17 protein-coding genes are annotated in these 16,246 nt (G+C 67.8%); 8 read left to right on the top strand and 9 right to left on the bottom strand.

Annotated features, from left to right (window positions below; genetic code table 11):
* The first annotated feature begins 40 nt into the window (after positions 1-40).
* The 3 genes from GB880_RS04855 to GB880_RS04845 are packed head-to-tail and all read left to right on the top strand — an operon-like array spanning position 41 to position 2,759.
* Entirely contained in the window at positions 41-694 is a 654-nt protein-coding gene (locus GB880_RS04855; protein ID WP_154493825.1) for a protein-L-isoaspartate O-methyltransferase family protein, read from the top strand.
* A gap of 23 nt (positions 695-717) precedes the next feature.
* Entirely contained in the window at positions 718-2,121 is a 1,404-nt protein-coding gene (locus GB880_RS04850) for a TolC family outer membrane protein (protein ID WP_154493826.1), read from the top strand.
* 26 nt (positions 2,122-2,147) lie between these two features.
* Positions 2,148-2,759 carry a hypothetical protein gene (locus GB880_RS04845; RefSeq protein WP_154493827.1) on the top strand — a complete coding sequence of 204 codons (612 nt, stop codon included), beginning with the start codon at positions 2,148-2,150 and terminating at the stop codon, positions 2,757-2,759.
* Positions 2,760-2,806: 47 nt separating this feature from the next.
* On the opposite strand, the gene GB880_RS04840 is transcribed toward GB880_RS04845, so the two are convergent.
* From GB880_RS04840 to surE, 3 genes are read right to left on the bottom strand one after another with little or no spacing between them, the layout of a single operon-like run.
* A complete protein-coding gene (locus tag GB880_RS04840) occupies positions 2,807-3,922 on the bottom strand; it encodes a LysM peptidoglycan-binding domain-containing protein (RefSeq protein WP_154493828.1) in 1,116 nt (371 codons plus the stop codon).
* Positions 3,923-3,953: 31 nt separating this feature from the next.
* Positions 3,954-4,604, bottom strand: a complete 651-nt coding sequence (locus GB880_RS04835; protein WP_154493829.1) for a protein-L-isoaspartate(D-aspartate) O-methyltransferase — start codon at positions 4,602-4,604, stop codon at positions 3,954-3,956.
* A gap of 8 nt (positions 4,605-4,612) precedes the next feature.
* Positions 4,613-5,407, bottom strand: a complete 795-nt coding sequence (gene surE / locus GB880_RS04830) for a 5'/3'-nucleotidase SurE (protein WP_154493830.1) — start codon at positions 5,405-5,407, stop codon at positions 4,613-4,615.
* Positions 5,408-5,584: 177 nt separating this feature from the next.
* On the opposite strand from surE, the gene GB880_RS04825 reads away from it, so the two are divergent.
* Both GB880_RS04825 and GB880_RS04820 read left to right on the top strand, forming a co-directional pair.
* Positions 5,585-6,508: a sulfite exporter TauE/SafE family protein gene (locus GB880_RS04825; protein ID WP_154493831.1), complete on the top strand. Its 924-nt coding sequence runs from the start codon at positions 5,585-5,587 to the stop codon at positions 6,506-6,508.
* The gene (locus GB880_RS04820; RefSeq protein WP_154493832.1) at positions 6,505-7,296 is read left to right on the top strand and encodes a TIGR02186 family protein; all 792 of its coding nucleotides are present in this window, start codon (positions 6,505-6,507) and stop codon (positions 7,294-7,296) included. Before GB880_RS04825 ends, GB880_RS04820 begins: the two co-directional genes overlap by 4 nt.
* On the opposite strand, the gene GB880_RS04815 is transcribed toward GB880_RS04820, so the two are convergent.
* The 5 genes from GB880_RS04815 to GB880_RS04795 are packed head-to-tail and all read right to left on the bottom strand — an operon-like array spanning position 7,293 to position 13,648.
* The gene (locus GB880_RS04815) at positions 7,293-8,435 is read right to left on the bottom strand and encodes a GNAT family N-acetyltransferase (RefSeq protein WP_229774413.1); all 1,143 of its coding nucleotides are present in this window, start codon (positions 8,433-8,435) and stop codon (positions 7,293-7,295) included. The genes GB880_RS04820 and GB880_RS04815 overlap by 4 nt on opposite strands.
* Before the next feature lie 57 nt (positions 8,436-8,492).
* Positions 8,493-9,251, bottom strand: coding sequence for a glycerophosphodiester phosphodiesterase family protein (locus GB880_RS04810; protein WP_154493834.1), 759 nt, complete (start codon positions 9,249-9,251; stop codon positions 8,493-8,495).
* Positions 9,252-9,692 (bottom strand): RidA family protein, encoded by a 441-nt coding sequence (locus GB880_RS04805; protein ID WP_154493835.1) that lies wholly within the window; start codon positions 9,690-9,692, stop codon positions 9,252-9,254.
* 9 nt (positions 9,693-9,701) lie between these two features.
* On the bottom strand, positions 9,702-10,163 hold the full coding sequence (locus GB880_RS04800; protein WP_154493836.1) for a YbjN domain-containing protein: 462 nt from the start codon (positions 10,161-10,163) through the stop codon (positions 9,702-9,704).
* A gap of 41 nt (positions 10,164-10,204) precedes the next feature.
* The gene (locus GB880_RS04795; protein ID WP_263467326.1) at positions 10,205-13,648 is read right to left on the bottom strand and encodes a chromosome segregation SMC family protein; all 3,444 of its coding nucleotides are present in this window, start codon (positions 13,646-13,648) and stop codon (positions 10,205-10,207) included.
* Positions 13,649-13,802: 154 nt separating this feature from the next.
* Here GB880_RS04795 and GB880_RS04790 point away from each other — a divergent pair, with 154 nt between their 5' ends.
* A complete protein-coding gene (locus tag GB880_RS04790; RefSeq protein ID WP_154493593.1) occupies positions 13,803-14,156 on the top strand; it encodes a CidA/LrgA family protein in 354 nt (117 codons plus the stop codon).
* Complete coding sequence (locus GB880_RS04785; protein WP_154493592.1) at positions 14,153-14,869, top strand: LrgB family protein; 717 nt, start codon at positions 14,153-14,155, stop codon at positions 14,867-14,869. The genes GB880_RS04790 and GB880_RS04785 overlap by 4 nt, the downstream gene beginning before the upstream one ends.
* A 72-nt stretch (positions 14,870-14,941) precedes the next feature.
* Here GB880_RS04785 and GB880_RS04780 read toward each other — a convergent pair whose 3' ends face one another.
* Entirely contained in the window at positions 14,942-15,262 is a 321-nt protein-coding gene (locus tag GB880_RS04780; RefSeq protein ID WP_024842734.1) for a DUF6280 family protein, read from the bottom strand.
* Positions 15,263-15,603: 341 nt separating this feature from the next.
* On the opposite strand from GB880_RS04780, the gene efp reads away from it, so the two are divergent.
* Entirely contained in the window at positions 15,604-16,167 is a 564-nt protein-coding gene (efp, locus tag GB880_RS04775) for an elongation factor P (protein ID WP_154493591.1), read from the top strand.
* Positions 16,168-16,246 lie beyond the last annotated feature (79 nt).

The raw sequence follows: 16,246 nt of genomic DNA, 5'->3' as shown, positions 1-16,246 counted from the left end.
CAAGAGACATCAAAGCCAACCGAACGCAGGGTTCGCAAGCATGACCGATTTCGCGCAGCGCCGCATCATGATGGTCGACACTCAGGTCAGGCCGGTCGAAGTAACCAGCTATCCCGTCATCGAGGCGATGCTGAACGTGCCGCGCGAGGCCTTCGTCCCCGAGACGCGCCAGGATGTCGCCTATGTCGGCACCAATATCGACATCGCCCCCGGCCGGGTGCTGCTGGAACCGCGCACCCTGGGCAAGATGCTGGACGTGTTGAATCTGCAAAACAGCGATCTGGTGCTGGATCTGGGCTGCGGCTACGGCTATGCGGCGGCGCTGATCGCGCGCATTGCCGAAGCCGTGGTCGCGGTCGAGGAGGATCCCGAACTGGCGCGCGAGGCCGAGGCGCGGCTGGCTGCCCAGCAGGTCTACAATGCCGCCGTCGTGCAGGGCCCCCTGGTCCAGGGTTGCCCGGCCCAGGGCCCCTATGACGCAATCCTGATCGAGGGCGCGGTCGAGGAAATCCCCGCAACCCTGGCCGATCAGCTGCGCGAAGGGGGCCGAATCGTCGCCCTGTTCCGCGAAGGCAATCTGGGGGTTGTGCGCATCGGCTATCGTGTTGACGAACAGTTGAACTGGCGCTTTGCGTTCAACGCAGGGGCACCGTTGCTACCCGGCTTCGAGCGGCCCAAAGAATTCACATTGTAAATGCAACCACTGAAAGGCCCGGGATGGTTCGCAACCTGCTGAAAGCCCTGCGGCGGCCGCTGATCGCGGCGCTGTTCGCCAGCGCCACCGCCCTTCCGGCCACGGCCGAAAGCCTTGCCGATGCAATGGTTGCCGCCTATCGCCATTCGGCGCTGCTGGAACAGAATCGCGCCGTCTTGCGTGCCGCAGACGAGGATGCGGCCAGCGCCCTGGCACGATTGCGTCCGGTTGTGCAGTGGATCGCCAGCCACAGCTACACCCAGACCGAAGGCGTCAGCAGCCGGTCGAGCCAGGTGGCGCTGAACGCGCAGGTCACGCTTTACGACTGGGGGCGCACGGCCCTGGCCATCGACATTGCCAAGGAAACGGTTCTGGCCACGCGCGCCGCCCTCGTCGACATCGAACAGCAGGTCTTGCTGGATGCGGTGCGCGCCTATCTGGACGTGCGCAGCACGGGCGAGCAGGTCGAACTGCAGTCGAACTCGGTGCGCGTGATCGGTCAGGAACAGCGCGCTGCCAGCGACCGATTCGAGGTCGGCGAGATCACCCAGACCGACGTGGCCCAGGCGAATGCCGCGCTTGCCGCGGCGCGCGCCGGTCTGGCCGCGGCGCAGGGGAACCTTTCGGTCGCGCGCGAAAACTATCGTGCCGCGACAGGCAAGGCACCGGGCAAGCTGTCGCCGCCGCCCCCGACGCCCAAGCTGCCTGCCTCGCTCGAGGCGGCGCGTCAGATTGCGCAACGCACGCACCCGCAGATCCAGCGCGCACAACGCCTGGCCGCCGCGGCCGAGCTGGGCGTGGCCGCCGCCGCGGCCGAACGCAATCCAACCCTGAATGCCGAGGCTAGCATCGGGCGCAGTCGTGGCACCAGCACCAGCATCCTGAACCCCGGCGCGACAGTCACGCGCGACAGCGGAACGGTTGGGCTGCAAATGTCGCAGACCATCTATTCCGGTGGCCGCCTGCCCTCGGCCCATCGCAAGGCAATGGCCAGGCGCGACGAGATTCGCGCAGGCCTGCTGCAGACGTCGCGGGCCGTCGATCAGGCGGTGGGCACGGCCTGGGCCGGAATCGATGTGGCACGGGCACAGATTCGCGCCATCGACGAACAGATTGCCGCCGCGCGCCAGGCCTACGAGGGCGTGCGTGAAGAGGCCACCCTGGGCGCCCGCACCACTCTGGACGTGCTGGATGCCGAACAATCGCTGCTGGCGGCGCGGGCGGACAAGATTGCAGCCGAAGCCAACCTGCAATTAGCACATTATCAACTTCTGGCTGCTATGGGTCTGTTGACGGTGGAAAACCTGAAACTGGGGATACCGACCTATGACCCTTCGGCCTATTACAACGCGGTGCAGGATGCGCCGTTCACCAGCAAGCAGGGGCAAAGCCTGGACCGCGTTCTGCGCGCCATCGGCAAGGACTGAGCCCTTTACCATTCCGGGGGTGTGGCATGCGCATTGACGCCCTGCCCGCCGCCGGTTCCAGAATTGGTCTGGAACATGCCGGGGATGTGCTGGCCTCGATCCGGCGGCTGATCGCCCAGGACTCGGCCGGCTGTCGCATCGCCGAATCGGCATTGAACGCCATCCCGGCGTCGCTTGCCGACCATCTGCCGGAACCGGATATGCCGACCGTTGCAGAACCGGTGGCGCCATTGATTCTGGAAACCGCCGATCTGGTGCCGTCCGAATGCCCGACGGCCAGGACCACGACATCAAGTGATCGCACATCGGATGCCGAGGCCGTCGCGCCCGCATCCCTGCCCCCTTGCGCCCCCACGGAGGAAACCATGCTGCAATCCCCCACCGCATCCGTGACCGCCCTGAACACCGATGCCCCGCCCGCCGCCATGGCCAAAGCGCCCGAAGCCGCCAGCCAGGCGCATCTGTTCCGCCCGATCGAGGGCAGCGAAGCCAAACTGCCGCAATTGCGTGGCATGATCCGCGAGGCGATCCGGCAAGAGCTGCAGGGCGAAATCGGCGGGCGGCTAAGTCAGAACATCCAGGCAATGATCCGGCACGAGGTGGCGCTGGCCCTGCAGCAGATGTGCGTCGAGGAGTGAACGCCCCCGACCTGGCGGCCCCGGGGCGACGGGGCGGCGGTCGCGCGTCAGAGATATTTTTCAGGATCGACGCTGTCGAAACCGTTGCGGACCTCGAAATGCACCACGCCCTTGTCACGGGCCTTGCCCAGCGCGGTGCCGGCAGCGACCGTCTGTCCCTTGCTGACGGCCAGATCGTCCAATCCGGCATAGACCGTCATCAGATTGCCGTCATGGCGCACCACCACGATCGGAACCCCATCGGTATCGCGGGTGATGGCTGCAACCGTGCCCGCGCCGGCAGCGCTGACCGTGCTGCCCGGCGCTGCCGCGATGTCGATGCCATCATTCTTGCCCTTCTGATAGGTGCGGATGATGGCCCCATTGGCAGGCATCCGGAACCGGCCGCTGCCCGAGGCCGCCGTCCGGGTCTTGCCCAGATCGGGCGCCGCCGGTTTGGTCACGATGGCATTGGCCGGGGGGGGCGTCTCGCGTGGCAGGGGTTCGGCAGCCGACGGGGGCCGCGGTGTCGGGCTGCCGACACCCGGCGCGGTGATCGCCGCCGATGCAGGCGCCTGACCGGTCACCGGAATCAGCAGGCGCTGCCCCGTGCGCAAGGTCATCGCACCCGAAAGCCCGTTCCATTGCGCAAGATCATTGACCGAGACATTGTATTTCCGCGCGATCGACCAGACGGTTTCCCCTGGGGTGACGACATGCTGCCGCGGCTGGGCAGTGCTCGGCTGCACGGGGGTTGTCGCAGTTGCCTGACCTGCCGCGGGGGCGCCGACCGTCGGATTGGCGGTGGCCGCTCCCGGTGCGACCGGCGCGACCCGGCGCGGCAAGGCCACGACCGCGCCGGCATTCAGGACGACATTGGCCTCTATGGCGTTGTATCGGGCAAGCTCGGCCGCGTTCAGGCCAAGTCGCGCCGCGATGGTGGCGACCGTATCGCCCTGGCGGGCGATGGCAACCTGATAGCCGGGATAGGAGATCACGCCTCGCTGGTCCGGGGTGGGCCGGGGCTGAGCGCGGGCTGCGGCTTCGGCGGTGTCGAGGCCACCCCCACCCCACCTGCGCAGGTCCGGATCGAAATTGCTGAAATCGAAGCCACCTTGCGGTCCGCAAGAGGCCAGACCTGCCACCAGCCCGGCGCAAAGCACCAGATTTCGGTTTCCTGCCATCTGCCCGTTCCTCACCTTGAACGGCCGGGGATCATGTCTGTCCCAATCCCTCGACCAGCGGCACAAAACGCACTTGCCGCAATTCGTCATAATCAAAACCGCTGTCGGTGCGGCGGACGCGGATCAGTGTCTGGACCGCGTCCGACTGTCCCACCGGCACCACCATGATACCGTCGATCTTCAGCTGCGCCAAGAGCGGGCCAGGCGGATCCTCGGCCGCGGCAGTCACCATGATGCGATCAAAGGGTGCCTGTTCGGGATAGCCGCGCGATCCGTCGGCGACCAGCGTGGTGATGTTCGTCAGACCCAAGGTGCGGAAAATCGCCTCGGCCTCGGCCACCAGACGGCGATGCCGGTCGACGGTATAGACCCGTCGGCACAGCAGCGACAGGACCGCCGCCTGATAGCCCGATCCGGTGCCGACCTCCAGCACCTTGTCGCGGGGTCCGACCTCGAGCGCCTGGGTCATCAGCCCGACCACCGAAGGCTGGCTGATGGTCTGGCCGCAGGGGATCGGCAGAGGCGTGTCCTCATAGGCGCGCTCTTCGAAGATGCCGCGCACGAATTCGCCGCGATCGATCCGTTCCATCGCCTGCAGGACGCGCGGATCGGTCACCCCGCGCTGCCGCAGCGCGAACAGAAAGCGCATCTTGCGTTCGGCAGTCTGGGGATCGTCGCTCATTCGTGGGGTCAGCCCTCTTGCAGGGCCGCGCGCAACCCGTCGAGGCTGGCGTGGCAGGTCAGGTCCGGGCGCATCGGTGTCAGGGCGATGTAATCGTTCATGTTGGCATCGACATCGCTGCCCGGCGTGGCGGGCGCGGTCTGCGAACCGCCCAGAACCCACAGGAATCGGCGCCCGTTCGGGGCGTGATAGGGTTCGGCCTCGAAGCGGACGCCCTGACGGCGACCCTGCGGGGCCACGCGCAGCCCGCGCACGGCATCGGCGCTGCACGGCGGGAAGTTGATGTTGTAGAACAGTCGGAAATCCTGGTCCGATGTCCAGTCGCCCCGTTCCAGCAGACGCCGGATCAACGCCGGCCCATGCACCCGCGCCGCCTGGAACGGATCGTCCAGCGCCGCCGTGCGTGGCCCCATGTATTGCGACAGCGCGATCGCGGGCAGCCCCTGCAAGGCAGCCTCCATCGCGGCGCCGATGGTGCCCGAATACATCACGTTCTCGCCCGAATTGTTGCCCCGGTTGACCCCCGACAGCACCAGATCGGGCGGGCTGTCGCGCATGACATCGGCGATGGCCGCCAGAACGCAATCGGCGGGCGTGCCCTCGGCGGCAAAGCGGCGCGGCCCCAGTTCGGCGATCAGCGTGGGGTGCACGTAGCTGATCGAATGGGCGACACCTGATTGTTCAAAGGCGGGGGCCACGGTCCAGACCTCGCCCTGCGGCCCCGCCAGCTCGGCCGCGATCGCCTCGAGCGTCCGCAGCCCCGCCGCATTGATGCCGTCGTCATTGGTAATCAGAATCCGCATATCCGTCCCTGTCCGGCGCCTTGCGTAGCCAGGCCCCCGCATCATCGCCGCTTATCTGCCCTGATGGCAATGAATATCCATGCCCCATGCTTGCGGCAAGCCGGCCGCGAGGGCACACAGGATTTGACGCCGGGCGTCACAAAGGGCAGCATCGGGTCAGGCAGGGCCGGACGGGACATGCAGATCTATCTTCCCATCGCCGAGGTGGTGGTCAATTCCTTTACGCTGATCGGCCTGGGCGGCGTCGTCGGGCTGATGTCGGGGCTTTTCGGTGTCGGCGGCGGCTTTCTGATCACGCCGCTGCTGTTCTTCGTCGGCATTCCGCCGGCAATCGCGGTCGCCACTGGTGCCAATCAGGTGGTGGCATCGTCGTTTTCGGCGCTGCTTGCGCATGTCAAGCGCAAGACCGTCGATTTCCGCATGGGCTGGATGCTGCTGCTGGGCGGGTTGGCCGGTTCGTCCTTTGGGGTCGTGCTGTTCAACATGCTGTCGCGCCTGGGTCAGGTCGATCTGGTGGTGCAGCTGTGTTATGTGGTCTTTCTGGGCCTGATCGGCGCGATGATGTTGCAGGAAAGCCTGCGCGCCATGCGCCGCAGCCGCAAGACCGGACCGATCAAGCCGATGCGCCGCAACCAGCATGTCTGGGTGCATCGCTGGCCGCTGAAGATGAAGTTCCGCGCCTCGGGCCTTTACATCAGCGCCATTCCCGTGCTGCTGGTCGGGGCGGCCGTGGGGGTGCTGGGCGCGCTGATGGGGGTCGGGGGCGGCTTCATCATGGTGCCGGCCATGATCTACCTGCTGGGCATGCCGACCAAGGTGGTCATCGGCACCTCGCTGTTCCAGATCACCTTCCTGTCTGCCTATACCACCCTGATGCACGCGGTATCGTCGAATACCGTCGATGTGATGCTGGCGGTGCTGCTGATCGTGGGCGGGGTAATCGGCGCCCAGATCGGCACCAGTCTGGGGGCGCGGCTGCGGGCGGAACAGTTGCGCATCCTGCTGGCGCTGCTGGTGCTGGCAGTCTGCGGCAAGCTGGCGCTGGATCTGTTCCTGCGCCCGGATGATCTGTATTCGATCACACCGGGGGTGCTGAAATGAGCCCGCGCGCCCTGCTGCTTGCCCTGCTGCTGCTGGCAGCGCCGGGGATGGTCGCGGCCCAGGACCGACCCCAGCCGCCCGAGCAGATCGTGGCCGGCCTGTCGCAGGATGACGTGGACATCACTACCAGCTTCGACGGCTCGGACATCATCATCTATGGCGCCATCAAGCGGGAAACCCCGATCCCGCCCGGTCCGCCGCTGGATGTGATCGTCACCGTCCAGGGTCCGCCCCGGGCCGTGACCGTGCGCCACAAGGAACGGCGTCTGGGCATCTGGGTCAATACCGGCCGCGTCAGTATCGCGTCGGCCCCGACCTTTTATGTCGTTGCCTCGACCCGGGCGCTGGCCGATATCCTGACCACGGAACAGGATCAGCGCTATCGCATCTCGGTCCCGCTGGCGATGCGGGCCTTTTCCGGCGCGGCCGAGGTCGATGATGTGGTGCCCTATACCGAAGCCTTCGTGCGCCTGCGCGAAGAGGCGGGCCTCTATCGTCAGGATGACGGCGCCGTGCATCTGGTCGAACAGACGCTGTTTCGCGCCGATGTCGCGCTGCCGGCCAACCTGATCGAGGGTTTCTACAGCGCCCGTATCTTTCTGTTGCGAAACGGACAGGTGGTCGACAGCTTCCGCGCCCCGATCGATGTGCGCAAGGTCGGGTTGGAACGCTGGCTGTATCGGCTGGCGCTGGACAAGCCGTTCTTCTACGGGATCATGTCGCTGGCGATCGCGGTCGCTGCGGGCTGGGGCGCCTCGGCGGCATTCCGGGTTTTCAAGCGCAGCTAGACCGGTGCCTGATCGCGCCGGAACGGGCCCATCCGCGTCAGCAGCGCCATGTCACGATCGACCGCGGCGCGTTCGCGGCGCAGGAAATCGGCGACCGCATCGTGAAAGCCCTGGTCGTGCAACCAGTGCAGCGAATGGATGGGCACCGGCAGATAGCCCCGCGCCAGCTTGTGTTCGCCCTGGGCGCCGGCCTCGACCCGCGACAGGCCATGGGCGATGGCCCAGTCGATGGCCTGGTGATAGCACAGTTCGAAATGCAGAAAGGGATGATCCTCGATGCAGCCCCAATAGCGGCCGTAAAGCGCATCCTTCCCGATCAGGTTCAACGCACCGGCCACCGCCCGGCCGTCGCGTTCGGCCAGGATCAGCAGGCAGTCGTCGCGCATGGTCTGGTGCAGCAGGTCGAAGAACGCCCGCGTCAGATAGGGACGGCCCCATTTGCGGCTGCCGGTATCCTGATAGAACAGCCAGAAATCGTCCCAGTGCCGGGGCTGGATCTGGTCGCCGGTCAGACAGCGGATGCGGCCGCCGAAACCCTGAGCCTGGGCGCGTTCCTTGCGGATCGCCTTGCGCTTGCGCGAGGACAGCTGCGCCAGAAAATCGTCGAAACCGGCATAGCCGCGATTGAGCCAGTGGAACTGTTCGCTGGTGCGCGGCAGAAAGCCGGCCTGCGCGCCCAGCGCCGCCTCGGCCTGGGTGCAGAAGGTGACATGCGCGCCCGACAGCCCGCCTTGGCGGGCCAGTTCCACCATGGCCTGCAACAGCGCCAGCCGCACTTGCGGATCGGGCGCGATCAGCCGCGGGCCGGTCACGGGGGTAAAGGGCACCGCGGCTTGCAGCTTGGGGTAATAGCGCCCGCCCGCGCGCTCATAGGCCTGTGCCCAGGCGTGGTCGAAGATATATTCGCCCTGGCTGTGGGTTTTCAGATAGCAGGGCGCCACCCCGACCACCTGATCGCCGCGCCGCGCCACCAGATGCCGCGGATGCCAGCCCGTGCCCTGGCCGACCGATGCCGAAGCCTCGAGCGCGGCCAGAAAGCGATGGCTGACGAAGGGATTGCCCTGCGCGCCGCAGCCATCCCATTGCGCGGCATCGATGGCCGAGATCGCGGGCAAGACGGAAACGGTCAGATCGGTCATGGCGCCCAACATAGGCTTGCCGCCCGGCCTTGTCAGCGCCGGACGGCAGGCCGGCGATCACGGCTGCGCGGGGTGATAGTGTTCAAAGGTGATGTTGTCGGCCACACGCCGCGCCGCGGCCTCGGCCTCGGGGCTGCGGATGGTCCAGGTCAGCACCGGCACGCCGCGCGCCTTCAGCGCCGCCACCGCCGGATTGTCCAGATCGGCCCGGTCATGCGAGATGAAGCAGGCGCCCACCGCGTCGAAATCGGCAATCGCGGCCAGCCGCTGCCGGGTCGGGGCGTCCAGCATCGGCCACTCGCCGGCCTCGAAGGCACAGGTGGTCAGCCCCACCGCGATCTGCGGCGCCGCGCGGTGAAAGGCCGCGACCACATGCGGGTTGAAGGACATCACCGCCACCGGCCCCTTGTAGCCCTCCAGCGCCTGGGCCACCCGCTCGGGCAGCGCGCCCACCTCGGGCCCGCTGTCGATGGTGGGATCCTTGATCTCGATCAGCAGCGGCACCCGGCCGGCCACCTCTTGCAGCGCGGCCGCCAGGGTGGGGATGGTTTCGTCGCTTTCGCGCAGATGCAGCCGCGACAACTGTGCCGGGGTGCTGGCGGCGACGGTGCCGTTTTCGATATCTGTCAGCCGGCCCAGCTCATAGTCGTGAAACACCATCGGGGTGTTGTCCATCGCCCGCTGGATGTCGCATTCGATGCCGTAGCCATGGGCGATGGCCGCGCGGAACGCGGCCAGGCTGTTTTCGGGCAGCCTTTCGTCATGCAGGCCGCGATGCGCGATCGGCAGCCGCAGGAAATCGGGATGCAGTTCCATTCAGGCGATCTCGAAGATGGCGTCGATCTCGACGGCGACCCCGCGCGGCAGGGCCGGGACGGACACGGCGGCCCGGGCGTGGCGGCCCTTGTCGCCGAACACCTCGACCATCAGGTCCGAGCAGCCGTTGATCACCTCGGGCTGGTCGGTGAAATCGGCGGTCGAATTGACGAAACCGCCCAGACGCACCACCCGCGCCACCCGGTCCAGCGATCCCAGCGCCGCCTTGGCCTGCGCCAGCAGCGACAGGCCGCAGCCGCGCGCGGCCTCGGCCCCTTGCGCCACATCCAGGTCGTCGCCCAGCCGCCCCTTGAGCGCCGAGATCTGGCCCGAGACGAACAGCATGTTGCCCGAGATCACATAAGGCACGTAATTCGCCGCCGGCGCCGGGGCGTCGGGCAGGGTGATGCCCAGCTGGGCCAGCCTGGTGTCGATGGTCATGGTATCCTCCTACCAATCGATGAAATCGCGAAATTCGCTCAGCACGGCGCGCCAGGTGTCCAGCGCCTCGTTGAAGTTCTTGCGTCCGATGCCGTCGCCCGAAAGGATCACGTCCATTTCCACGAAGGGATCGCCGGTCTCGTCCAGATAGACCTTGCCGAAACGGCGGTCACGGTTCCACTGGTTTGCCCGCGCCAGCGTCATCGGCCGGGGCAGATCGAAACCCGCGGAAAACTGCAAGGCGGCGCAGACCGGCGTGCAGTCGTAGAAAAAGACCTGGAACTCGGTCAGGTCGATGCGGCTGCGCAGCACCGGATCGCCGGTGGCATCCACGGCGGCCTCGACCGGCAGCCCCTGGTCCTGCATCAGGATGCGGATGACCTCGGGGTCGCCCAGAACCTGGGCGGAGGCCGGGGTCACGGCCGATCCGGCCACTGCCAGGGACAGCAAAAAGGCACGCAACTTGCGCATCGACAACTCCTGCACACCCGCCCCTGATAGCGCGGCCGGGATCAGGCGACCAGAGCCTCGGCCCGTTTCAGATCGACGCTGACCAGCTGGCTGACGCCCTGTTCGACCATGGTGACGCCGAACAGCCGATCCATGCGCGACATGGTGACGGCGTGATGGGTGATGACCAGAAACCGGGTGTCGGTGCGGCGGGTCATTTCGTCCATCAGATCACAGAAACGGGTGACATTGGCATCGTCCAGCGGCGCGTCAACCTCGTCCAGCACGCAGATCGGCGCCGGATTGGCCAGAAACACCGCAAAGATCAGCGCCAGCGCCGTCAGGGTCTGCTCGCCCCCCGACAGCAGGCTCAGCGTCGCCAGCTTCTTGCCCGGCGGCTGGCACATGATTTCCAGCCCGGCATCCAGCGGATCGTCGGATTCGACCAGCACCAGCCGCGCCTCGCCGCCGCCGAAGAGATGCGTGAACAGCGTGGCGAAATTGACATTCACGGTGTCGAAGGCCGCCAGGAGCCGTTCGCGGCCTTCGCGGTTCAGGCTGCCGATGCCCTGGCGCAGCTTGCGGATCGCCTCGGTCAGGTCGGTCTTTTCGGCATCCAGGCGGTCGCGTTCGGCCTCGAGTTCGGCCTTGTCCTCGTCGGCGCGCAGGTTGACCGCGCCCAGGGCGTCACGGCTGTGGCGCAGGCGCTGGACCTGCTGTTCCAGCGCCTCGGGGGCAATGTCGTCGATCTGGCCCAGGGCCTCGGCCAGGGCCTGGGGCGTGGTCTCGGCATCCTCGAGGATGCGCAACCGGGCGGCGGCCTCGGCCTCGGCGGCGGCCTCGGCGCGGGCTTCGCGCGCAGCGCGATCGGCGCGCGCATCCGCGGCGGCGCGCTCGGCCTCGCGCTCGGCCTCGGCGGCGTCGCGCAGGGCCTGATCGGCGGCGGCCAGGGCGGCGCGGGCCCGCGCCAGCCGCGCCTGGGCCTGGGCCTCGGCCTCGGTCAGGCTGGCGCGGCGTTCGGCCAGGATCTCGGGCTGGGCCTCGGCCGCTTCCAGGTCGTCGGCGGCCTGCTCGCGGCGGGCGGTCAGTTCGGCGGCGCGGGTGCCGGCCTGATCCAGACGCAGCCGCCAGCCCTGTTCCTCGCGGGTGATTTCCTGAAGCCGTTTCAGCCGCGCCTGCCCTTCGCGGCGCAGTTCGTCCAGCGCGCTGCGCCGGGTCAGGGTGGCGATGCGCGCGGCCTCGACCCCCATGCGCGCATGTTCCAGCGCCTCGGCCGCGGCGGCGCGGTCGGGCAGGTCGGCCAGCGCCCGCTCGGCCTCGGTCAGGCGGCGACGGGCGTCCAGCGCATCCTCGCGGTGGCGGGCCAGTTCGGCGCGGGCGGCCTCGGCCCGGCTTTGCGCCAGCGACAGGTCCGATTCCGCCCGCGTCATCGCCCGCGCGGCCTCGGACAGGTGGCGTTCGGCCTCGCGGCGCTGGTCGCGGGCGCGCTTTTCGGCCTCGACCGCGGCGGCATGGCGCTCGCGCAGTGCCTGATGCGCGCGCGCGGCCTCGGCGGCGCGGGCCTGCACCGCCGCCGCCTGTTCGCCCAGCTCTGCCAGCTGATTGACCTTTTGCAGATGCAGCGCCGCCGCCGACGATGCCTCGCCAGCCAGAATGCGCAATCCGTCCCAGCGGAACATGTCCCCCGCCGGCGTTACCAGTCGCTGGCCCGGCGCCAGCGCCGGTTGCAGCGCCGCGGCGGCGGCGGCATCGCCAACCAGCCCCACCTGCGACAGCCGCCGCGCCAGGGCCTCGGGTGCGGTCACATGCGGGGCCAGGGGCCTTGCCCCCGCCGGCAGCGCCGGCACCGGGTCATAGGCCGGCAATCCGTGCCAGCCCGAGCCCTGATCGGCCAGCCCCCGGCCCAGGTCGTCGCCCAGCGCCGCGCCCAGCGCCGCCTCGTGGCCGCGCGCGACCCGGATCTGGTCCAGCAGCGTCCCGGCCTGCTGGCCGCGTTCCACCAGCCGTTTCAGCGCCGCCATTTCGGCATTGAGCGCCGCCGCCTCGCCCTCGGCCTCGGCGCGCAGGGCGCGGGCTTCGGCCTCGTCGGCCTCAAGAGCGGTGCGGGCGTCCTCGGCCTGGGCCAGCGCCTCTTCGGCCAGATCGACGCCGTCGCGGGCGGCCTGCTGGGCGGCCTCGGCCTCGAGGCGGGCGGCCTCGGCCTCGACCCCAGTGGCGGTGGCGCGGGCAAGGGCGGCCTCTGCCTGATCGGCAGCGCGGCTGGCCCGGTCCAGCATCTGACGTAGATCCTGCGCCAACCTTTCGGCGGATTGGTGGCGCGCCGCCAGCCGGGCGGATTCGTCGGTCAGCTCGGCCAGCCGGGTCTCGATTTCGGCCAGCGCCTCGGCCGCTTCGCCGGCGGCGGCCGTGGCGGCGGCCACACGGTCGTCATGGCCCTGCCCGGCCTTGTCCAGTTCCCGGCGTTCCCAGGCCAGCCGCTCGATGACCTCGCCAGCGTCGCGGTTCAGCGCCGCTTCGCGGTCGATGTCGCGGTCCAGCTGGGCGATGCGGGACAGCAGACTCTGGATGGTCTGGCGCGCGCGGGCCTCGGCCTCATCCAGGGCCTCGCGTTCCAGCGTCAGCCGCGACAGCAGCGCGGCGGCGATCTGTTCCTCGTCGCGCAGCGGCGGCAGCGCGGCTTCGGCGGTCTCGCGCGCGGCCAGGGCGCGACGGGCCTGAACCTCGGCCCCGGCGGCGATGCTCACCGCCTGGTGCAGCGCCTCGGCCGCGGCCAGCCGGGCCTGATCGGCCTCGGCCCAGCGCCGATACAGCAGCAGCCCCTCGGCACGCCGCAGCTCCGCGCCGATCTCGCGATAGCGCGCGGCGGCGCGGGCCTGACGGGCAAGGCTGGCGGCCTGGGCCGAAAGCTGATCCAGCGTGTCATCCAGGCGGGTCAGATTGGCCTCGGCCGCGTTCAGCTTCAGCTCGGCCTCGTGCCGGCGCTGGTAAAGGCCGCTGATGCCGGCGGCTTCCTCCAGGATACGGCGCCGCGCCTTGGGCTTGGCATTGATGAGTTCCGAGATCTGCCCCTGGCGCACCAGCGCCGGCGAATGCGCCCCGGTCGAGGCATCCGCGAACAGCATCTGCACGTCGCGGGCCCGCACCTCCTTGCCGTTGATGCGATAGGCGCTGCCGGCATCGCGGGTGATGCGCCGGGTGATATCAAGCGTGTCGGCATCATTCAGGCCGGCGGGCGCGCGGCGGTCGCGGTTGTCGATGGTCAGCGTCACCTCGGCATGGGCACGGGCCGAACGCCGGGTGGTGCCGGCAAAGATCACATCCTCCATCCCCTCGCCGCGCATGGCGGTGGGCCGGTTTTCGCCCATGACCCAGCGCAGCGCCTCGAGCAGGTTGGACTTGCCGCAGCCATTGGGACCGACCACGCCGGTCAACCCCTCGCGGATGACCAGGTCGGTCGGGTCCACGAAGCTTTTGAAGCCATTCAGGCGCAGGCGGTCAAATCGCAAATGCGGCGGTCCGGTCAGGGTGGGCGACAGGCGGATTCTTGGCCATGTTGGACGACAAGTCAACCGCACACCCCCCACATATGGCGCAGAGCCCGGCCAAGCACCCAATATTTAAGGCTTTCCCCCTACAGATATGCAGTGCTAGGTTTCGGTCATGATTCCTGCCCTGGCCATCATCCTGATACTGCAGCTTGCAGGGGAAACGATCACCCGCGCGCTGGACCTGCCCTTGCCGGGGCCGGTGCTGGGCCTGATGCTGCTGGTAGCGTGTTGCAGTCTGCGCCCGGCCCTGGCCGAAATGCTGCGGCCGGTGGTCAGCGGCATCCTTGGCAACCTGTCGCTGTTCTTCGTGCCGGCGGGTGTCGGCGTCATTGCGCATCTGGGCGAGTTCCGCAGCGACGGGCTGGGCATCGCGGTGGCGCTGGGGCTGTCCACTGCGCTGGCCATTGCAGTGGGCGCGCTGGTCTTTGTCACCATGGTGCGCTGGCTGGGGGACAAGGAGGAATGAGCAACGCCGCCCTGATCTGGAGCTATCTTTCCGAAGGCCCGTTGCTGTGGCTGACGGCGACCCTGATCGCCTATTGGCTGGGCGACACCTTCTTTCGCCGCATGAACCGGCAAAGCTGGGCCAACCCGGTGCTGAGCGCGGTGCTGGTCCTGGCGCTGATCCTGTGGCTGACCGAGACCAGCTATCAGACCTATTTCGAGGGTGCGCAATTCGTGCATTTCATGCTGGGCCCTGCGACCGTGGCCTTGGGGATGCCGCTATACGACAATCTGCACCGGGTGCGCCGGGCGGCCTTGCCGCTGCTGGCGGCGCTGCTGGCGGGATCGATAACGGCGGTGGTTTCGGTGCTGGCGATTGCCCGCGGCTTCGGCCTGTCCGATGTGATGCTGGCCAGCCTGGCGCCCAAATCCACCACTGCCCCGGTCGCCATCGGCATTGCCGAACGCCTGGGCGGCGAACCGACGATCACCGCGGTCCTGGTGCTGCTGACCGGCATCTTCGGCGCCATCATCGCCACGCCGCTGCTGAATGCCCTGGGCATCCGCGACTGGCGGGCGCGCGGCTTTTCGCTGGGGGTTGCGGCGCATGGCATCGGCACTGCGCGCGCCTTTCAGGTGAACGAAACCGCAGGCGCCTTTGCCGGCATCGGCATGGGGCTGAACGCGGTGCTGACCTCGATCATCGCACCCCTGGCCTTGCGGCTGTTCCAGTGACTTGTTCCAATGACTAAGGCCGCCTTGCGGCGGCCTTGATACTGGCTAACCAAACAAATCACGGCGGCGCGTTCAGGCGGCGTCCGCCTCTTCGGCGGCATGGCGACGTTCGCTTTCCTCGCGCGACAGCGCGACCGAGGTGCGCACCCCTTTGGCCACGAATTCCATCAGCCCCTTGACCACGCGTTCATTCGGATCGATCCCGGCGCAGGACAAAACCTCGCGCCCGTCGCGCGAGCGTGCCCAGCGGGCGATCTGATCGGGGCCGTTGCCATATTTCTTGTCATCGGCGATCGCATCGTCCAGCGCGGCCAGCACAACCGCCGCAAACAGCTTGCGGGCGCGTTGCCCCTGTTCGAAATTGAAAGCCGAGCCATCCACGAAATCGCGCATTTTCTTGTCCTGTTCTTCCTGCAGAGCTGCTGCACCCCTGTCGGGCGCGGCCGCCTTGTGTTCGTCTTTTCAGCGGCGCAAGATGGATTAGCCCATCCGCAGCCTGATTCGGTATCGTCCCAGCCGCATGACCGCCATGCATCACGTGCAACCCGTCAGGCAAACATTCTTTTCCCGCGACAGGCGAAAATACGGCACCAGGTTGAAGGTTTCTGCCCTTGACAACGCGGAAACCCGGTTCCGGTTGCCTGCAGGCCCGACTGGGGATATAGGTGCGCGCCATTGCGGTTCAACCCCCGGCCCAGCCGGCCCCGACCGCCCTTTCTGCACAAGGTATCGCGATGGCCAAGATCAGCGGCAATGAAATCAAGCCCGGCTTCGTGCTGGAACACGACGGCGGCCTGTGGGCGGCGGTCAAGGTCAACCACGTCAAGCCCGGCAAGGGCGGCGCCTTCGCCCAGGTCGAGATGAAGAACCTGCGCGACGGGCGCAAGCTGAATGAACGCTTCCGCAGCGAGGACAAGGTCGAACAGGTTCATCTGGAAACCAAGGATCAGCAATTCCTGTATGAAACCGACGGCAAGCTGGTATTCATGGACAGCGAGACATTCGAGCAGACCGAACTTGACGCCGAACTTCTGGGCGAGCGTCGGCCATTCCTGCAGGACGGCATGACCGCCGCTGTCGAATATCATGGCGACGAGGCCCTGTCGGTGCGCATCCCGCAAAAGGTCGTCTGCCGTGTCGCCGAGACCGAGCCGGTGCTGAACGGCCAGACCGCCGCCAAGAGCTTCAAGCCCGCGATCCTGGACAATGGCGTGCGCGTGATGATCCCGCCCTTTGTCGGCGTGGACGAGGCGATCGTCGTCAATACCGAAACCGGGGAATATTCGGAACGCGCCTGACCGGCCTGCACCTTACGTCGCGACATCGGCATGAACCTTTTGCCTGCTGCCGCGTTCATCACGCAAATTTGCGGAGCAG

This window comes from Paracoccus sp. SMMA_5_TC (assembly GCF_009696685.2).
Lineage (GTDB): Bacteria > Pseudomonadota > Alphaproteobacteria > Rhodobacterales > Rhodobacteraceae > Paracoccus.
Note: the sequence above shows the minus strand (reverse complement) of the source record. Positions and strands in the feature narration are given on the sequence as shown.